This is a genomic window from Thermoleptolyngbya sp. PKUAC-SCTB121 (assembly GCF_016919485.1).
GTDB classification, from domain to species: Bacteria; Cyanobacteriota; Cyanobacteriia; order Elainellales; family Elainellaceae; genus Thermoleptolyngbya; species Thermoleptolyngbya sichuanensis.
This window is the reverse complement of the sequence record NZ_CP070366.1, coordinates 1,851,997-1,870,851: the sequence shown is the minus strand read 5'-3', so window position 1 is coordinate 1,870,851 and position 18,855 is coordinate 1,851,997. Positions and strand designations below refer to the sequence as shown.

The 18,855-nt window shown below is 57.0% G+C and carries 14 protein-coding genes; 6 read left to right on the top strand and 8 right to left on the bottom strand.

Annotated elements, in window-relative coordinates; genetic code table 11:
* The first annotated feature begins 10 nt into the window (after positions 1–10).
* Both JTM80_RS07845 and JTM80_RS07840 read left to right on the top strand, forming a co-directional pair.
* On the top strand, positions 11–649 hold the full coding sequence (locus tag JTM80_RS07845; RefSeq protein WP_172358588.1) for a DUF3386 domain-containing protein: 639 nt from the start codon (positions 11–13) through the stop codon (positions 647–649).
* 118 nt (positions 650–767) lie between these two features.
* Positions 768–1,157, top strand: a complete 390-nt coding sequence (locus JTM80_RS07840; RefSeq protein WP_205370920.1) for a hypothetical protein — start codon at positions 768–770, stop codon at positions 1,155–1,157.
* A 234-nt stretch (positions 1,158–1,391) separates the two neighbouring features.
* On the opposite strand, the gene JTM80_RS07835 is transcribed toward JTM80_RS07840, so the two are convergent.
* The 6 genes from JTM80_RS07835 to btpA all read right to left on the bottom strand — a co-directional run bounded on the left by JTM80_RS07835 (position 1,392) and on the right by btpA (position 9,005).
* Positions 1,392–2,153: a HEAT repeat domain-containing protein gene (locus JTM80_RS07835; protein WP_172358590.1), complete on the bottom strand. Its 762-nt coding sequence runs from the start codon at positions 2,151–2,153 to the stop codon at positions 1,392–1,394.
* 95 nt (positions 2,154–2,248) lie between these two features.
* Positions 2,249–4,777, bottom strand: coding sequence for an ATP-dependent DNA helicase RecG (recG, locus tag JTM80_RS07830; protein WP_172358591.1), 2,529 nt, complete (start codon positions 4,775–4,777; stop codon positions 2,249–2,251).
* A gap of 38 nt (positions 4,778–4,815) precedes the next feature.
* The gene (locus tag JTM80_RS07825; protein ID WP_205370918.1) at positions 4,816–5,964 is read right to left on the bottom strand and encodes a hypothetical protein; all 1,149 of its coding nucleotides are present in this window, start codon (positions 5,962–5,964) and stop codon (positions 4,816–4,818) included.
* Between the two features lie 204 nt (positions 5,965–6,168).
* Complete coding sequence (gene tsf, locus JTM80_RS07820; protein WP_205370916.1) at positions 6,169–6,966, bottom strand: translation elongation factor Ts; 798 nt, start codon at positions 6,964–6,966, stop codon at positions 6,169–6,171.
* 138 nt (positions 6,967–7,104) lie between these two features.
* Positions 7,105–7,887: a 30S ribosomal protein S2 gene (gene rpsB / locus JTM80_RS07815; RefSeq protein WP_172358594.1), complete on the bottom strand. Its 783-nt coding sequence runs from the start codon at positions 7,885–7,887 to the stop codon at positions 7,105–7,107.
* A gap of 242 nt (positions 7,888–8,129) precedes the next feature.
* Entirely contained in the window at positions 8,130–9,005 is an 876-nt protein-coding gene (btpA, locus tag JTM80_RS07810; protein ID WP_172358595.1) for a photosystem I biogenesis protein BtpA, read from the bottom strand.
* Positions 9,006–9,679: 674 nt separating this feature from the next.
* Here btpA and rimO point away from each other — a divergent pair.
* From rimO to JTM80_RS07790, 4 genes are all read left to right on the top strand, one after another.
* The gene (gene rimO / locus JTM80_RS07805; RefSeq protein WP_205370914.1) at positions 9,680–11,041 is read left to right on the top strand and encodes a 30S ribosomal protein S12 methylthiotransferase RimO; all 1,362 of its coding nucleotides are present in this window, start codon (positions 9,680–9,682) and stop codon (positions 11,039–11,041) included.
* Positions 11,042–11,059: 18 nt separating this feature from the next.
* Positions 11,060–12,478: a DEAD/DEAH box helicase gene (locus JTM80_RS07800; RefSeq protein ID WP_205370912.1), complete on the top strand. Its 1,419-nt coding sequence runs from the start codon at positions 11,060–11,062 to the stop codon at positions 12,476–12,478.
* Positions 12,479–12,779: 301 nt separating this feature from the next.
* Positions 12,780–15,173, top strand: a complete 2,394-nt coding sequence (locus JTM80_RS07795) for a diguanylate cyclase domain-containing protein (protein ID WP_172358598.1) — start codon at positions 12,780–12,782, stop codon at positions 15,171–15,173.
* Positions 15,174–15,364: 191 nt separating this feature from the next.
* Positions 15,365–16,678 carry an NF041680 family putative transposase gene (locus JTM80_RS07790; protein ID WP_205370910.1) on the top strand — a complete coding sequence of 438 codons (1,314 nt, stop codon included), beginning with the start codon at positions 15,365–15,367 and terminating at the stop codon, positions 16,676–16,678.
* Between the two features lie 356 nt (positions 16,679–17,034).
* On the opposite strand, the gene trxA is transcribed toward JTM80_RS07790, so the two are convergent.
* Positions 17,035–17,358 carry a thioredoxin gene (gene trxA / locus JTM80_RS07785; RefSeq protein ID WP_068516004.1) on the bottom strand — a complete coding sequence of 108 codons (324 nt, stop codon included), beginning with the start codon at positions 17,356–17,358 and terminating at the stop codon, positions 17,035–17,037.
* Positions 17,359–17,498: 140 nt separating this feature from the next.
* Positions 17,499–18,665: a pyridoxal phosphate-dependent aminotransferase gene (locus JTM80_RS07780; RefSeq protein WP_172358599.1), complete on the bottom strand. Its 1,167-nt coding sequence runs from the start codon at positions 18,663–18,665 to the stop codon at positions 17,499–17,501.
* Positions 18,666–18,855: the final 190 nt, after the last annotated feature.

Below are 18,855 nucleotides of genomic sequence, written 5' to 3'. Positions count from 1 at the left end.
AGCTTTCCTCATGACGCAAACCACGCTAGACGCTCAATCGCTTTTTCGGGCGGCCTACGAGAATCGCTATACCTGGGATGAGCATTTTCCAGGCTTCACGGCTGACGTGACCCTGACTCAGGGCGGCGAAACCTATACAGGCAAGGTGCGGGTAAACGCTGACCTGAGCTATGAGGTCGTCGAACTGTCGGATGAGGCAGTGCGCGAGTCGCTCCAGGGAATGCTCTGGGAAATCGTGACCCACCGCAAGCGCAGCAGCTTTGAGCAGGCCCACGGCAAAAACCGCTTCTCGCTGGGCAACACCGATGAGACGGGTGCGGTTGAAATCCTCGTCAGCGGCGACGCGATGGGGTCAAACTACAAGCTGCGGAACAACGAGATCTGCCAGGTGAGCCGCGTCATGGGGGGTAACGCCTTTGTGATTAACCACCACAGCAGCCTCGACACGGGCGCGGGCTACATCTCGACGGGCTACGACGTGACCTTCCGCAACGCCGAAACGGGTGAAGTTGTGCGCGAGAACCGCGTAGACAGCACCTACGAAAACTTCGGCGGCTATTATCTGCTGACGCGCCAGGTGATTCACTCGACCCAGGGCGATACGCAGACCACGACGGAGTTTACCCTGTCGAACATCGAACTGCTGTAGGGTTCTAGCCGCAGCCCAATTTTTACGCACCCTGTGCCTCGAAGTTGGGCTGCTTGAGTGGGTGCTTGATTCTTGCGTGGGTGCTTGATTTTGGATGTGCGAGTTTGGATTTGCGGCGATGGGTAAAAAACTCCGCCTAATGCGGGTTGTGGGGATTTTCGGAGTAGGAGCGATCGCCCTTTTGTCCTGTTCACCTGCGCTAGCCAGCCTGAGCAAAATCAGCTTTGACCTGTCTCAGGTTTCGCCGGAGGGATTGGTGGGGCCAGCGGATGGAGGGCGATCGCTCCGCTACGAGTTTTGCATTCCCCGCAGCGCCAAGCATCAGGCAGAAGTCCAAGCTCTCAACCCGGCGATTGAGTTCTATCCCCACAGTCCGGGGCGCATCCGGTGCAGCGCAGCACAAATCCTCTGCATGGGTGAAACCCACAGCCCAAACTGGCGCGAGACGCTCCTAAACTTGGCGCAGTTGGATTATGTGGAGCGCATCGATGAGTTTTATGGGGAGTAGGGTTTTGGATAATGAGCAGGATTTTGGATTTTGGATTGCCGATTTTGAATTGCCAATCCGTTACTCTACAAGTGCATCAGTCCTGCCTAAAGGGCGCATCCCAGTTCTGCAAGTTTGCCTTCATCCCCCAGCCCCTTCTCCCAAAAAGAGAGAAGGGGAGCCGGATTGGAAGTCCCTCTCCCGCTTTGGGAGAGGGATTTAGGGTGAGGGCTACAAAAGTGGGATACACCCTGCCTAAAACCCTTCCTGCTCCAGTTCTTCAATCACCTGAAGCCCACGCGGATCGCCCAGCTTCAGCATCGACAGTTTGGCATCTTCGCGAACACCCATTTCTTCGTCTTCGGCAAACGCCTCGATCAGCGCATCAATCGCTGTGGCATAGACCACATTCGACGGCAACTCGCGGCAAAGCTGACCCACCGACCAGGCACAGTTGCTCCGCACGGCGGCGATCGGGTCGCGGCGCAGCGCTTCGATCAGCGGCGGAATGGCGGCGATGATTTCGTCGTATCCCACAGAGGACATTTGCGCCAGGGCGCTAGCGGCCCACAGGCGGACTGCCGGAATGTCGGTTTTTAGCGCCACTAACAGAGGCTCCAACACGCGGCGATCGCGGCTATTCCCCAGCGCCCACACGATACCCTTTCGCACGTAGCCGTTCCAGTCTTTTTGAAACTGCGCGATCAGTGGCTCCACGGCCTCGCTGCTGGGGTTTCGTCCCAGCGCATAGGCCGCACTCACCCGCACCAGCGGACAAGCTTCACTCAGAAGCCGAATCAGATGCGGCACGGCCCGCGCATCTTCCAATTCGCAAAACGCACGTGCAGCCAGCATTCGCTGCTGAGGTTGGGGCGACTCCAGCAGCGCCAACATTTCATCGGGATCAGGCTTGGGGGCTTCTGTCTCGCTGTCGGACTCGTCGAGCTTGTCTAGCGGACTTTCCAGGTCAAGATCTAGCTCCGCCGCCAGCACAGAAAGGTCGTCATTGTCGTACATATTGTCACTTTACAGCAATGCGGGGCCGGGGTTGGGAGTCGAAACGGGGGGCTTTCTCCCGCCTGCTGACCCACCTCCGATTCTCCAAACTCGGATTACGTTAGAATCGTGCCGCCCATGAGCTTGCGATAGCGATAGGTCAGTTCAGACTTCATCAGCGGCCAGCGATCGAGCGTGGGGTCTTTGGTCATGGCGGTTTCAGCAGCCTCGCGGGCTAGGTTCAGCACGTCCTGATCTTCCACCAAGCTGGCCAGGGCAAAGTCGGGCAATCCCGATTGGCGTGTCCCCAGCACTTCGCCCGGCCCGCGAAAGCGCATGTCCATTTCTGAAATGAAAAAGCCGTCTTGGGACTGCTCCAGCACTTTCAGCCGCTGGCGGGCAGTTTCCGACTTGGTGCTGCTCATTAGCAGGCAAAAGGACTGAGCCGCGCCCCGTCCGACCCGCCCCCGGAGCTGATGAAGCTGCGACAGGCCAAACCGTTCCGCGTGTTCGATCAGCATGACCGTGGCGTTGGGCACATCCACGCCGACCTCCACCACCGTCGTTGAAACCAGAATTTGGGTTTGCCCCTCACGAAATTGAGAAATGGCCTCGTCTTTTTCGGCGGAGGTCATGCGCCCGTGCAGCAGGCCGATTTGAAATTCGGGAAAGATCACATCTCGGAGCCGCTGATACTCCTCAATCGCTGATTTGAGATCCAGCTTTTCCGACTCCTCCACCAGCGGCAGCACGATATAGACCTGCCGACCCTGGGCGATTTCGCGGCGCATGAGGTCGTAGGCGTGCGATCGCTCTTTGGCCGTCAGCACATTGGTCTGAATCGCCTTGCGACCCGGCGGCAGTTCGTCAATCTGGCTCACGTCCAGATCGCCGTGCAGCGTCAGCGCCAGCGTCCGGGGAATCGGCGTGGCGGTCATGGTCAGCACATGGGGATGGTCGCCTTTTTGCTGGAGCCGCGCCCGCTGCTGCACTCCAAAGCGATGCTGCTCGTCGATCACCACCAGCCCCAGGCGCGAGAACTGCACCGGATCTTCGATCAGCGCATGAGTGCCCACCAGCAGCGGCAGTGCGCCCGTGGCCAGGTCGTCGTGAATTTGGCGACGCTTGGCAGCTTTGGTCGATCCGGTCAGCAGTTCTACAGAAAGGTGCAGCGGGTTGAACCAGCCCACCAGTTTGCGATAGTGTTGCTCGGCTAGAACTTCGGTGGGAGCCATCAGCGCCGCCTGAAAGCCCGCCTGGATCGCCGCCAAAATTGCCACCACGGCCACCACCGTTTTCCCAGAACCCACGTCGCCCTGCACCAGGCGATTCATTGGTGCGGTCTGTTGCAGGTCGTTGAGAATGTCGTTGACGACGCGCTGCTGGGCGTTTGTCAGTTGGAATGGCAGGATGTTGTAGAACTCGTCGATGAGCTTGCCCGTCGGCGCGAGGACGGCGCTGGTCTGTTCCTGGCGCTGGGTCTGGCGGCGCTTGAGCAGGCCCAGTTGCAGGTAGAAAAATTCGTCAAACACCAGGCGGCGACGGGCGGCGGCGAGGGATTCGCCCTCTGGTGGAAAGTGAATGTGGGCGATCGCCTCCTGAATGCCCACCAGTCCATACTTTTCGCGCAGGCCGTTGGGCAACGCCTCCTGCAACTGGCTCACAGCAGGCAGCGCCCCCAGCACTGCTTTTCGCACCACGTCTGCCTGCACGCCCTCCGTCAGCGGATACACCGGCACCACGCGCCCCACCTTCATCGACTCGATCGACCCGCCAATATGGTCGATCACCTCGATCTGCGGGTCATCCAGCGTTTTGCCTGCTTTGCCCTGTTTCACCAGTCCCGACGCAGCCACCACTGCCCCTGGCGGATACAGCCGCTTTTGCTGCTCTTGCCAGCCGCGACTGCGAAACCGCGCCCCGGCGTAAAATCGGCTGAGCTTAATTTGCCCGGTGTGGTCGCGCACGGTCATCTCAAAAATGGCCAGCTTGGGGTTGCGCGGACTGTTGAAGACGGTGCAGTTTTTTACTGTGCCAATCAGCGTCACGGTTTCCCCTGGCTCTAGGTCGCGGATATTCACCTGGCGGGCGTAGTCGATGTGGTCGCGGGGGTAGTAGTAAAGCAGGTCGCGAACCGTGTGTAGCCCAAGTTTGGCCAGACGTTCGGCGTTTTTTGCGCCCACCCCAGGGAGATAGGTCACGGACTGGTCAAGCGTCAACCGACTGCTTTTTTCAACCAGAGGAATGGCTTTGGGAACTTTCGTTTTTGGGGCGGTGCGGGTCGGGGTTGCAGCCGTCGCGGCGGTGTTGTCTGAATCTTGGGCGATTCCTTCAGAAACCTTCGCTAACGCCCCTTCAGATTCCTCCGCTTGCGCCCGATCTTCTGCTGAGCGTTTCGTCTGGTACAGCACTCGGCGCGTATCAGCGACGAGATGCTGCCGCTGGGCAAAGGTGAGGTCAGAATAGCGAGAAAACTCACGGGCGATCGCCCGCAGCCGTTCCTGTTCCACAATCGGCAACTCGGTCGGCGGCTCTCGCAGCGTTAGCGCCAAAAACTCGCTAAAGCGGTGCTGGTTGCCCTCCAGGTCATTGAAACCCCGCTCCGCCTCGATTGCCAGTGCCTTTTGCAGTCGCAGCCAGTCCATGCTGGAATTCTAAAGTGAATTATTGGGTTTGGCCAGCCTCAATCTTCATGCCATGTCGAACGCCACGCCTGCTCTGCCTGGGCGATCGCCCGTTCGCGAGACTTTTTCTCATATTCTTGGCCAAGCTGCTTGAGGCGGGCGTTTAACCCGCGCAGCTTTGAGCGCCAGTTGGCCAACAGCGGCGACCCAAACTCTAGCTCCGACAGCCGCAGGCGAATTGCCACGATTCGAGTAATCGATACCTGATCTGGCTTGTCGCCCTGCGCTTCGATCATCAAGTTCAACAGGTTGGGCAGGCCGAGCGTCGAGTCAGATGCACCCGCCTTGGCCGCCACTTCCATAATCGGTGCCGGGATCTGGTTGGGCAAAATGTTGACCTGGTGCAGCAGGCGATTCGCCGCCTGGGACTGGTCGCGCAGCACTGCGGCAATCCGTCGCTCAATTTTCGCTTGCCACCGCACCAGACTATCTATCGGCGACGGCGCTCGATTGGAACTGGAAGCGCCTTTAGCCTTGGCTTGGGCGGCTGCCTCGGAGGCTGCCCGCGAGAGAGACGCTGCGGCCGCTTCGAGCAGGTCTTCCGGAGAAGCATTCAGCGCATCTGTGATGGCAAGCTCCTGAGTTGAAGAATTAGGGGCATCCTGGGGGCGACTCCCGTAGGGATCGCTTCCCAAATCGCCCGCCGCCACGCCTTCCCTGTTAGATTCCGAATCCTCGCCCAGGTTCTCCGGTGGCTCGTCAAAATACGAATCCTCATAGGAGTCATCGTCGAACTCCACTTCTGTCAGTCCAAACTTCTCGTTTAACGCGGCTCTCAGTTCTTCCGCCTCAGCTTGCGACAGGATCAGCCCCCTAGACTCCTCCGGCGCACCGGGTGCTGGCTCTGCATCAGAGTCCCAGCACTCATCTTCGTCCAGCGCCCGCAACAGGCGATCTTGGGCCGCCTGGGCGACCTGACGGAGCGATCGCTGCAATGCCTCGCGCTGGCTCATCGAAAGGCTCAGAAATGCGTCGGGATAGCCCTGCGTGCAGAGGTGGTAGCTGGCCATGATCAACTGCTGGCGGGTCGTCGTTCCTAGCTCCGTCAGATAGCCGCGATAGACCTGCTCAAATTCTTGCTGCAATTTGGCGATCGCCCCCACCAGCGCCGCCAAATCTTGCTCAATTTGCTCAACCGTTTTTGCCATAGCCGTCCCTCATGCAATGCCAAAAGACTAGAGCATAAAAGCAACTCAGACCTTTCAGCCTGCTGCTTTCACACCCTAGCCTCTTTCAGCGTTCGACAAAGCCTCTTGACAAAGCCTCTCGCCCGAATCGATTAGACGAACAGACAAAGCGCTGGAATCCGAGAAACTGAACTCAAGCTCTCAAAATCCAGCCCTGCTCTGATCCTACTTCTTCTTTTTCTTCTTCTCTTCTTTCACCTCAGCCTTGGGCGCAGCCTTAGGCTCAGCCTTGGGTTCGGCCTTGGGTTCTTCCTTTTGAGCTTCAGCCTTGGGTTCTTCCTTTTGAGCTTCAGCCTTGGGTTCTTCCTTAGCGCCAGTTTGGGCAGCCACTTCTGCGGCGAAGTCGGTCTCCTCCTTCTCAATGCCTTCACCCATCACAAACCGCACAAAGCGGCGTACCTGAATGTTTTCGCCCAGGTTGGCAATCACATTCTTGATATGCTCCTCAACGGTAATGCTCTGGTCTTTGATGTAGGACTGATCCAGCAGCGACAGTTCCTTCAGGCGCTTCTCAATGCGGCCTTCCACAATCTTGGCGCGGACGGCTTCCGGCTTGTTGGACAGGTCATCCTTGCCCGCCTCAATTTCCTTTTCCTTCGCAATCACATCCTCAGGAATATCAGCCACCTTCACGTATTCTACGTTGGGGCTAGCCGCAATCTGCATCGCCACATCGCGCACCAACTGCTGGAACGATTCGTTCCGCGCCACAAAGTCAGTCTGGCAGTTGACCTCAACCAGCACACCAACCCGGCCGCCCGTATGAATATAACTTCCAACTAGGCCCTCTGCCGTCGTCTTGCTCAGCGCTTTTTCCGCTTTGGTGATGCCTCGCTTCCGCAGCCATTCCACCGCTTTTTCAATGTCGCCATCGGATTCTGCAAGGGCTTTTTTGCAATCCAGCATCCCTGCGCCAGTCTTGTCGCGCAGTTCCTTGACGAGCTTTGCCGAAATCTCCGCCATGTTCGTTGAGTCCCCGTGTGCAAGTGGTTGAACTGTTGCTATCCAGGTCTTAGGTTACAGGGATCAGGGGCCAGGTGTCAGGTGCTTGCTCAAGCCCGAACCCGACCTGCTGACTCCTGCTCCCTTCACCCCTAATGCCTAGTTTTCTTCGCCTTCTTCATCGTCTGCGAATTCGGCATCTTCGTAGTCGTACTCTTCTTCAGCGCCCTCGTAGTCGTACTCTTCTTCTGCATCCAACTGGCCGTGGCGACCCTCGTAGATGGCATCCGCTAGACGACCGACGATGAGTTTGATTGAGCGAATCGCATCGTCGTTGGCAGGAATCGGCACGTCTACCAGGTCGGGATCACAGTTGGTATCCAGCAGCGAAACGATGGGAATACCGAGCTTTTGGCACTCCTGCACGGCGTTATATTCCCGGCGCTGGTCAACAATCACCACAACATCGGGAATCTTCCGCATTGCTTTGATGCCGCCCAGATATTTCTGGAGTTTCTCTAGTTCGCGGCGCAGCATCGCGGCTTCCTTCTTGGGAAGCAGGTCAAGCTGCCCCGTCTCTTGGCGACGCTCCAGTTCCTTCAGGCGATCGACGCGGGTTTTAATCGTGGCCCAGTTCGTCAACATGCCGCCCAGCCAGCGCTGGTTTACGAAGTAGGAGCCGCAGCGCAGCGCTTCTTGAGCCACAATGCCCGCAGCCTGACGCTTGGTTCCAATGAACAAAAACTTGCTGCCCTTTTCGGCTTCGGTACGGACGTAGCTGTAAGCTTCATCCATGTACTGGGCAGTCTGCACCAGGTCAATGATGTGTACCCCGTTGCGCGAGGTGTAGATGTAGGGCGACATCTTGGGGTTCCAGCGGCGAGTTTGGTGCCCAAAGTGAACCCCTGACTCAAGCAACTGAGCCAATGAAACAACTGGCATGAATTTAATCTCCTTTCGGGTTATTCCTTCATCCGGGAGCATCCTGAACAGGTGATCAGGGAGAAGCGCAGCGCAACACTAAACCTGCTGCGAATTCTTTGAAAGCCTTGATACCTGGGTCTTCAGAACACCCGAAAGCCCGGATGTGCGAATTTAGACAACTTCTCTAGCGTATCATAGTGATCGCCCACTATGCTCCAGAAAATTTCTGCTCTGCACAGCCGCCGCATTACCCACGCTTCCTACCCTTCGCGGGCTGCCAGTCGTTCCGGCGCTGCGGATTGAGTCGGCAGATTGGCTGCTTTTTCTGCTTTCTCCGAGAGGCTACGCTGCATCGCTTCCACAAACTGACTGACGCGGATCGGGTCGATAGGCTGCTCGATCTGTCCGTGGCGCTTCAGCGAACTGGACACGATCACACCATCTGCTGCCTGGATCAGGCGAGGAATATTTTCCCAACTGGCTCCGCTGCCGATGAATACGGGCGTGTCGCCTGCTGCGGCGCTGGCCAGTTCCAAGTCTTCCAGGCTGGGCGGGCTGCCTGTGGCCCAACCAGACAGAATCACCGCATCCGCCAATCCCCGCTCGATCGTTTCCTGCACAGCAGTCGTTAGGTTGGGCGACCCTAGCGGGCGGGCGTGTTTCACCAGCACGTCGGCAAAAATCTTGACCTCGCTGCCCAGTTCGCGGCGATAGCGCAATAGCTCGTGGGCGCGACCTTCGATTAATCCCTGATCGGTCGCCATCACGCCCGTCAGCACGTTGACCCGGATAAAGTGGGCGCGGGTGCAGGTGGCGATCGCCATTGCGCTTCGAGCGTCGTTCCGCAGCACGTTCACGCCGATCGGCAGCGTCACCAGGTTCATCAGCCGTTGCACCACTAGGCTCATGGCGCTGACCACTGCGGGATCAACAGAGTCCTTTGTAAAGGGCGCATCAAAAAAGTTTTCAACGATTAGCCCATCCACGCCGCCGGATGCCAGCGCGGTTGCTTCCTGCTCGGCCCGCGCAATGACGGCTTTGAGGCTGTTTCCCCAACGTGGCGATGTGGGCAGTGGCAACAGATGCACAACCCCAATCACCGGATGCTTTGTTTTGAAAATCTGCGTTAAGTCCACGCGGCTAGATAATTGACGAAGCCAGTTCTAAAACGTTCGCTATGGGTTGGCGATAGAAAAGTCGCTTAAATCCCTGACTAATCTACGAGTTGGCGAACCTGCTGAGCAACGAGCGAACTGCACACAGTCCACCCGCATACGTTCAACTTTACAGCAACAAGGGCACGATGACGGCAACCCCAAGGCCGCTGAGAATTGTCTACACTGGAAGCTGCTCGGTACGCGGTTGCAGATGACCATCCTCCGCCAAGTACGAGATCGAAGTCAGGTTTAGCAAGTCAGGTTCAGCAAGTCAGGTTCAGCATAGATTCAGCCCCAGAGTTCCGATAGCCTTCCGACAGAGACTCGTGGGTCTGGTTCAGTAGATCTGGCTAATGTGTCTGGCATTACCACAAGATGTCGTCTGACTCTATCTTTTGATAGGTATTTTGATGAAGCGTGCCTGAAATGTATAGTTATGTAATGTTTTAGGCTATAATAGGGATCAGTTCAGTTTAGATTAGTGCGATTGCGTTTAACGGTATTCCCCACACCTCAATTATGTTACGAGGCTGCGTAGCTTGAAAGGGCTGGGGATGAAGGCGGTGAGGATTTCACTGTAACGGGCGATCGCTGCATATTCGTTCTGTTTACCGCTTAACTTCCGTTCAACCCGCACATTACCCAAGTTTTGAATGAGCATTAAGCCAGTTATTGCAGTTTCTCACCTAGGCTGTGAGAAGAATCGAATCGACACGGAGCATATGCTGGGGCTGCTAGTGCAGTCTGGCTATCAGGTTGATTCCAACGAAGAGTTAGCCGATTACGTCATCGTCAACACCTGTAGCTTTATCCAGGCGGCTCGCGAAGAGTCGGTGCGAACTCTGGTCGAGCTAGCTGAGGCTAACAAGAAGATTGTAATTACAGGCTGCATGGCACAGCACTTCCAGAAAGAACTGCTGGACGAGATCCCCGAAGCGGTAGCAGTGGTGGGCACTGGGGACTACCACAAGATTGTGGAGGTGATTCAGCGAGCGGAGGCGGGTGAGCGGGTTCAGGAAGTGTCTGCGGAGCCAGTTTACATCGCAGATGAAACCACGCCCCGCTATCGCACAACCACTGAAGGCGTAGCCTATCTCCGCATCGCCGAGGGCTGCGACTATCGCTGTGCGTTTTGCATTATTCCTCACCTGCGCGGCAACCAGCGATCGCGCTCGATCGAGTCCATCGTCGCCGAAGCGAAACAGCTCGCGGCTGAGGGCGTTCAGGAAATTATCCTGATTTCCCAGATCACCACCAACTATGGCGTGGATCTGTACGGCGAACCCCGGCTGGCGGAACTGCTGCGGGCGCTGGGTGAGGTGGAAGTGCCCTGGATTCGGATGCACTACGCCTACCCGACAGGGCTGACCTCCAAGGTGATCGCGGCGATTCAGGAAACGCCCAACGTGCTGCCCTATCTGGATTTGCCGTTGCAGCATTCCCATCCGGAGGTGCTGCGGGCGATGAATCGTCCCTGGCAGGGTCAGGTCAACGACGGCATCATCGAGCGGATTAAAACCGCAATCCCCGATGCGGTGCTGCGAACCACGTTTATCGTCGGCTTCCCTGGCGAAACAGAGGAGCATTTTCAGCATCTGCTGGCGTTTGTGCAGCGGCACGAGTTTGACCATGTGGGGGTGTTTACCTTTTCTGCTGAAGAGGGAACCCCCGCCTTTAACCTGCCTAACCAACTGCCGCAAGCCGTGATGGATGACCGGCGCGATCGCCTCATGCAGGTGCAGCAGCCGATTTCCCTGCGGCGCAACCAGGCTCAGGTAGGGCGTGTGGTAGACGTTCTCATCGAACAGGAAAATCCCGAAACAAACGAATTGGTAGGGCGATCGGCCCGCTTCTCTCCCGAAGTGGACGGGCTGGTCTATGTCCAAGGCGATGCTCGGCTGGGATCAATGGCCACGGTAGAAATCACCGGAGCCGACGTGTATGACCTCTACGGGCAGATTGCCGATGCCCGCACCCAACTCAGAGGCGCGCTCAGCCGTGTCTCAGCAAACTGAACTCTTTAAGGAGAACTAATGACGCTTTCATTCACTAGTCTGGGTTTGTCTGAGGCGCGGGCGCGCCATCTAGAAAAAGCTGGATTTACCGCACCAACACCGATTCAGGCGCAGGCAATTCCCCATCTGCTGTCGGGGCGCGACGTGGTGGGTCTGGCCCAGACAGGAACGGGCAAAACGGCGGCCTTTTCGCTGCCCATTTTGGAACAAATTGATGTCAACAACAACGCGGTGCAGGCGCTCATCCTAACGCCGACCCGCGAGCTAGCGATCCAGGTCTATCAGTCGATTCGGACACTGACGGACGATCGCCGCCTGAAAATTTTGCCGACCTACGGCGGACAGTCCATCGATCTGCAAATCAACCGCCTCCAGCGGGGCGTGCAAATTATCGTGGGCACGCCCGGTCGCGTGCTGGACTTGCTGAAGCGAGGCGACCTGAAGTTGAACAAGCTGGGCTGGCTGGTGCTGGATGAAGCCGATGAGATGCTGAACATGGGCTTTATTCAAGACGTGGAAAAAATCCTGAGCCAGTCGCCTCCAGAGCGGCAGACCGCGTTTTTCTCTGCCACGATGGATCCGTCGATTCGCGAACTGGCGGCCAAGTTTTTGCGATCGCCCGTCACCGTCAGCATCGAGCAGCCCAAGGCCGCCCCGACGCGGATTAATCAGGTGGTGTACATGGTGCCGCGGGGTTGGACGAAAGCCCGCGCCCTCCAGCCCATTTTGGAACTGGAAGATCCCGAATCGGCACTGATCTTCGTCCGCACGCGCAAAGCCGCCGCAGACCTGACCCGCCAACTGCAAGCCGCCGGGCACAGCGTCGATGAGTATCATGGCGACCTCAGCCAGTCTCAGCGGGAACGGCTGCTACTGCGCTTCCGGCAGCGTCAGGTGCGCTGGGTAGTGGCGACAGACATTGCCGCTCGCGGTCTGCATGTGGACGATTTGAGCCATGTGATCAACTACGACCTGCCCGACAGCGTGGAAAGCTACGTCCACCGGATTGGTCGCACGGGTCGTGCGGGCAAAGAGGGCACGGCGATTACGCTGATTCAGCCGCTAGACAAGCGCAAGCTGCGGGACATTGAGCGGCACATCCGCCAGCAGTTGCAAGCGGGCACAATCCCGACCCGCGCCCAGATCGAAGCCCGCTATCTGGAGAAGCTCCAGGGGCAACTGCGGGAAGCGCTGGTGGGCGATCGCCTCGCCTCCTTCCTGCCGATTGTGACGCAATTGATTGAGGAGTACGACATGCGGGCGATCGCCGCTGCGGCCTTGCAGATGGCCTACGACCAGACGCGCCCCGCTTGGATGCGTGGCGACCATGCCTACTCCGACGACTTGCCCGTGGAAGAGAGTCGTCCTCGCAGCGACTATAGCAGCGGGCCCAAGCCGAAGCCCATCAAGCGCTCCAAAACGTCGGTCAATGAGTAGGCTGCCTGCGCTGACTGTCGCCTAGTCGCCTACTAGCGGTCGGTCAGCGCCAGATTCTTTGAGTGGCTCCAATAGCTCTACGGGCTTCTTCAAGCTTCTTCGAGAAGGCAGCCGGGGCAATCCAAGCCCGTCACCAAAAACTTTAGAGAACTTTTAGGGTGAGATGAGTAAATTTCGTCTTGCCCGGTTCTTCATATTTACGAAAACGGATAAAATCGCGCTTAGCGGCTTTTTTGGGTGTTTTGGTGTTTCTGTTGGCGTTTCGTCTGAACGTTCCATCTGAAAAAGATTCAAGGGCAAGGTGGCTCAGGTTCAAATTTCTCGACAGCAGCTTTTTGCAGAGGGGGTTCTCCACCAGTTTCTCAGCGTAGAATCTGACACGGCGATCGCCCAAGTCATCCGCACCATGAGCGAAACCCGCAGCAGCTTTGCGCTGGTGCTTCGGGCAGGGCAACTAGTAGGAATCTTTACCGAACGAGATGTGGTGCGGGCGATCGCCAGGGGTTCGCTCCAGCCCGCCGAGGCGATCGCCACTGTGATGGTGTCTCCCGTAATCACGCTGGCTGAAACAGACCTGGATGACTTGCTAGCAGTGCTGCAAATCTTTCGGCAACACCAAATTCGCCACTTGCCCATTCTTGGCAGCCAGGGCGAAGTGCTAGGAGTCATGACCCCGAATTCGATTCGCAATCTGCTCCAGCCCAGCGACCTGCTGAAATTTCGCCAGGTGTCGGATGTCATGGTTAGCCGCGTGGTCTCGGCTCTGCCCAGCACCTCCGTCACAGATCTGGCCCACCAAATGACGCAGCATCGGGTGAGTTGTGTGGTGATTGTGCCGACCTTGCCCCAATTGCCCGACGCACCCGAAAACCAGGCTGCCAAATCCGATCTGACCGACGGTTCCCAGGGCGATGTCGCTCCCCTGGGCATTGTGACAGAGCAAGACATTGTGCGATTCCAGGCAGACGGACTGAACCTTGCCCAGACCTACGCGGGGGAAGTGATGAGTACACCCCTGCTGCAAACCAGCCCGCAGCAATCCCTGTGGAGCGCCTATCAGCAAATGCAGGAGAACCGGATTCGGCGGCTGGTGGTGGTGGGTAGCCGGGGAGAACTGGTGGGGATTTTGACGCAAACCAGCGTTGTTCACATGCTCGATCCGCTGGAACTGTGCGAGGTGATTCGGGCGCTGCAATCGACCGTCACCCAAAAGAACGACGCATTGCACCAGGAAATTCGGCGGCGACAAGCGCTGACCGATGCCCTCGCCAGCAGCGAGGCCTTGCTCAGAGAAGCCCAGGCGCTCACGCACATGGGTAGCTGGGAACTAGATGTAGCGACTCAGACCGTCACTTGGTCTACCGAAGTGTTTCACGTTTTTGGGCTTGATCCCACGCAGCCCGCTCCGACCTTGGCAGAAAATGAGCAGCAATATCACCCAGAAGATCGGCCCCGGCTACGGCGGATTTTGTCAAAGGCGATCGCTACTGGGCAGCCCTTTCGGTTTCAGGCCCGCATTATCCGGCCCGACGGCTCAATTCGTCATATCGAAGCCCGCGGACGGGCCCGACAGTCCTCAGATGGCACCGTGACCAAGCTATTTGGCACGGCCCAAGACATTACCGAGCAAAAACAGCTTGAGCAATTGCTGCGATCGCAGGTGCAGCAGCAGCGACTCCTGGCCTCTATGACCCAGCGCATCCGCCAATCGCTGGATTTAGATGCGATTCTCAGCACAACGGTTCATGAAGTCCGGCAGTTCTTTCAAGTTGACCGGGTGCTAATTGGGCAGTTTGGTGAAGACTGGCGCTGCGGCATCGCGGTCGAGTCCGTTGAGCCAGGACGTTCCCCAATGCTAGGCGCTAACATCACTCCGGAGCCAGGGGAAGATTGGCTCAAGTTTTATGTTCGGGGTCATGCCAAAGCGATTGATTGTCTGGAGCGAGCAAACCTCTCTGCGGAGGCGATCGCCTACTGGCGGCAATTTCAGGTGCAGGCAGCGCTGACGGTGGGGCTATTGCAGGGCGATCGCCTCTGGGGGCTGCTTTCGGTGCAGCAGTGCCATCAGCCGCGCACCTGGGAACGTGCCGAAATCGACCTGATCCAGCAGCTTGCTTCCCAGGTGGGCATTGCGATCCAGCAGTCGGAGCTATATCGCCAGTTGCAGTATGCCAACCAGGAGCTAGCCTACTTGGCAACCCACGATCAGCTTACTCGCGTTGCCAATCGCCGCTATCTCGACGACTATCTCCAGCAGGAGTGGAACCGGGCCGCCCGTGAGGGCACGCCGCTGTCGCTGGTGCTGTGTGATGTGGATTATTTCAAGCAATACAACGACACCCACGGACATTTAGCAGGGGATGAGTGTCTGATGGAGATTGCCACTGCGATTGGGCGGGCCTTGCACCGTCCGGCAGATTTTGTGGCTCGCTATGGCGGCGAAGAATTTGCCATCGTGCTGCCCAACACAAACCGTTTGGGCGCGGTGCGCGTGGTGCAGCGGATTCAGAAGGAACTCCGAAACCTCACGAGCCTACCGCCCTCCCCCGTCACTCGCACCCCGTCCACCCTCAGCTTTGGCATCGTCAGCGTCATTCCGTCGTCCCTCAGTTCGCCGCTAAAGCTGCTCGACCAGTCCGACCGGGCGTTGTATCGGGCTAAAGCCCAGGGGCGCAATCGCTATTGTATGGACTAGGGGACTTGTATGGACTAAGAGATCTTGGGTTTTGGATTTTGCCCTAGCCTCTGGCCGCTTAGAGCTAATTTGTAAAGGAGCCTGAAAGCCTTGTTAATCAACTTTAGTTTGGACTAATGGTGAAGAGGAAGGCAGTCAATGAGAAGCACCGACTGCCGTAAGGTCAATGAAGTACAACCAACATTGACCCCATGATTTTCAACGAACTTCAGCAATTTCGCCAAACGTTGTATGCCAGCTTGGGAAACGCCAGAGATGCCCTGTTTGATCTGATGGATGCCGTGTTAGTGAGTGCGTGCATCGTGTCGTTTGTGAGGCTATCGCAGAGTCCTGTCTTTCGTCGCCAGTGGTCGAGCCCCTATGAAGCGTTGCGCGATAGCCGCCTACCCCGATCAAAGGTGCTGAAGCTGTTGGTGCAGCAGATACCGACTCAGCAGCAACCGTTGTTGGCAGGTGATGCGAGTCGGTGGAACCGTCCTGCTGCCAGGCGTTTGAAAGACCGCACCTTATCAGGCAGAACAGGACATGCCCCGATAGCCGGACAAAACTACAGTACCTTAGCCTGGATTGCTGAAGACAGGGGCAGTTGGGCATTACCATTGCGGCATGAGCGCATCACCAGCTTTGAAACACCCGCCAGTAAAGCGGCATTCCAACTCAAACAAGTGACTCGGCAGTTAGCGGTGCGTCCGTTGGCGATCTACGACCGAGGGTACGGCAATGCCAGTTTTGTCAACCAAACGGCAGGGATTGAGGCAGACTTGCTGCTGCGGGTTACATCCAATCGATGTGTCTATGGCGCGCCCCCAGCGTATCGAGGGCGAGGCGCACCTGCCAAGCATGGACATAAGATGAAACTCAATGACCCTGACACTTGGAGTGTCCCGGTCGAAACCGTTGAAGTCGATGATCCCAACTGGGGACGAGTGCGGGTCAGTCGTTGGAGTGCATACCATTTCCGCAAATACCCCAAACGGGCAATGGAAGTGTTGCGCGTGGAGGTGCTGGAGACACAGAGCAGCACGCGACGCTTGGCTCCTTTGTGGTTAGTTTGGCTGGGTGAGCAGATGCCTCCGTTAGAAACCCTGTGGTTGCACTACCTCCGTCGCTTTGCCATTGAACACTGGTATCGCTTTGCCAAGCAGAGGCTATATTGGACACATCCCCAGTTCAGTTCTGTATCGGCAACCGAACAGTGGAGCAGCCTGATGCCGTTGCTCAGTTGGCAGTTGTGGTTAGCGCGAAAGGACTGTACTGACCACCCCTTGCCCTGGCAGGCACCGCAAGAAACGTTGACTCCGGGTCGGGTCGCACAAGCGTTTGCAGGCATTTTGGCAGCGATTGGCACCCCTGCTCCTGCGCCTAAACCTCGTGGTAAATCGCCAGGACGAGGCAAGGGGCACAAGCCAACTCCTCGTCCCTGCTATCCGATGGTCAAAAAACGAGCCTCGAAACGCAAGACATCCGAACAATCCCTGAACAGTCCGGTTGCAACAGCAGCTTAACTGCGAGCAGGATTGTATCCAATTCCTTAAGTTCAACTGTTATGAACGGTTGAGCAGATTCTTTATGGCATCCTGTTGAGCATTATTGTGATGCCAGTTAGTCCAAACTAAAGTTCCTGACATACTGCTTGTTTTGTTTGCCTCTGTAGAGCTTGTCATCCAGCCTTGGAGGAAGCTGGTCGAATGCTACAGTGCTAACAAAAAGACCCGCCCTCTAGCAAGCGCAAAATCCCCACCTGTGGATAAGGTAGGGACGACTGAACCTCAGAAAACTGAATTCCAGGAAAATTACTAACTAAAAAATACCGCCATACGCTAGCAGTCAAAGTATTTTGTGACTGGCCGGCTTTTGAAAGCTACAGATGCTTTTCAAGCGTGCTGGCGAGGGTCGTCTTGGGAACCGCGCCGACCACCATGTCTACACGCTGACCGCCCTTGAAAATCATCAGCGTGGGGATGCTGCGGATGCCATACTGAGTGGCAACGCTGGGGTTCTCGTCGGTATTCACTTTTACGACCTTTACCTGTCCCGCGTATTGCTCGGCAATCTCATCGACTACAGGAGCAACCATCCGGCAGGGGCCACACCAAGGGGCCCAGAAATCTACCAGAACGGGGACATCGCTATCAAGAACTTCTTGCTTAAAAGTGGAATCTGTAACTTGTGCGGCTGCTGACATGCCTAATAAGTCCTTCGCCTTCAATGTCAATGGAAATCTTACCACAGCGAACTCGTCTGCTTCAGCAGCCAGAGTCTTAATAGTGAGTTACATTTGGGCACTCAGCGCGTTGTGGGGATCGCTTGAGTCGATTGGGTCGCCTATAGAATTCCGTGTAGGAATTTTTCTAGCCGCTCCATGCCGCGCTTGATGGTGTCTAGATCGGTGGCATAGGACAGCCGGATGCAGTCGTCTGCGCCAAAAGCCGCGCCTGGGACTGTGGCAACCTGATGCTGATCTAGCAGTTCGCTGCAAAAATCGAGGGAAGACCGTCCCGTTTTGGCAATGCTGGGGAACATATAGAATGCGCCATCGGGTTTGGGACACTCTAGCCCTGGCATGGCGTTTAGGGCATCCAGCATATAGCGGCGGCGCTCGGCAAAGGCGGCTAGCATTTCCTGCACGCAGTCTTGGGGACTTTCGTAGGCGGCGATCGCCCCATATTGGGCAAAGGTACAGACATTGGAGGTGCTGTGGCCCTGGATTTTGGTTGCCGCTTTTACCAGGGGCACTGGCCCTGCCAAGAAGCCAACGCGCCAGCCCGTCATGGCGTAGGTCTTGGCAAATCCGCTGCACACGACGGAGCGTTCGTAGGCTTCTGGGCTAGCTGCGCCAATGCTGAGATGCTGAGCGCCGTCGTAAAGAATTTTTTCGTAGATTTCGTCCGACAGTATCCAAAGGTCGGCCTCGACGGCCACTTGGGCGATCGCCCTCACTTCGTCTGGCGTGTAGACCATGCCCGTTGGGTTGGAAGGCGTGTTCAAAACCAGTAGCCTGGTCTTGGGCGTAATCGCCTGCCGGATCTGCTCTGGCGAGACTTTGAACTGGGTTTCGACCGTCGTGGGCAGGATGACGGGTGTGCCCTCGGCCAGCTTCACCATTTCGGGATAACTGACCCAAAAGGGCGCAGGGATAATCACCTCATCCCCCGGTTCAATCATCGCCAGCATCAGGTTAAAGATCGACTGCTTGCCGCCGTTGGTGACCAGAACGTTCTCTGCGCTATAGCACAGCCCGTTGTCGCGCTGGAGCTTTTGGGCGATCGCCTCTCGCAGTCGGGGTTCCCCCGCGGCCGGGCCATAGCGCGTCTTGCCCTCCTCTAGCGCGGCTTTAGCAGCTTCCACAATGTGCTTGGGCGTGTTGAAATCTGGCTCTCCAGCGCTAAAGCTGCATACGTCAATGCCGTCCGCCTTCATGGCTTTGGCCTTTGCGTCAATAATCAGCGTCATCGACGGTGATACGTTCTCTACCCGTGCTGCCAGTTTCATGCCTACCCCAAATGCTTGACCGTTCAGGACGTTTTAGCTGAATGTAGCTCACTTCAGCCTACTGTGAATGCTGGCGCGGGTTGGAAAATGTCAGGCGTTTTTTACAAAGTACGATTCTGCCAGAGGCAGCTTGGCCACAATGCTTTCGGGCAGGAAATTCACGCAGAACTCTTCAAGCCTCAAGTGAGAC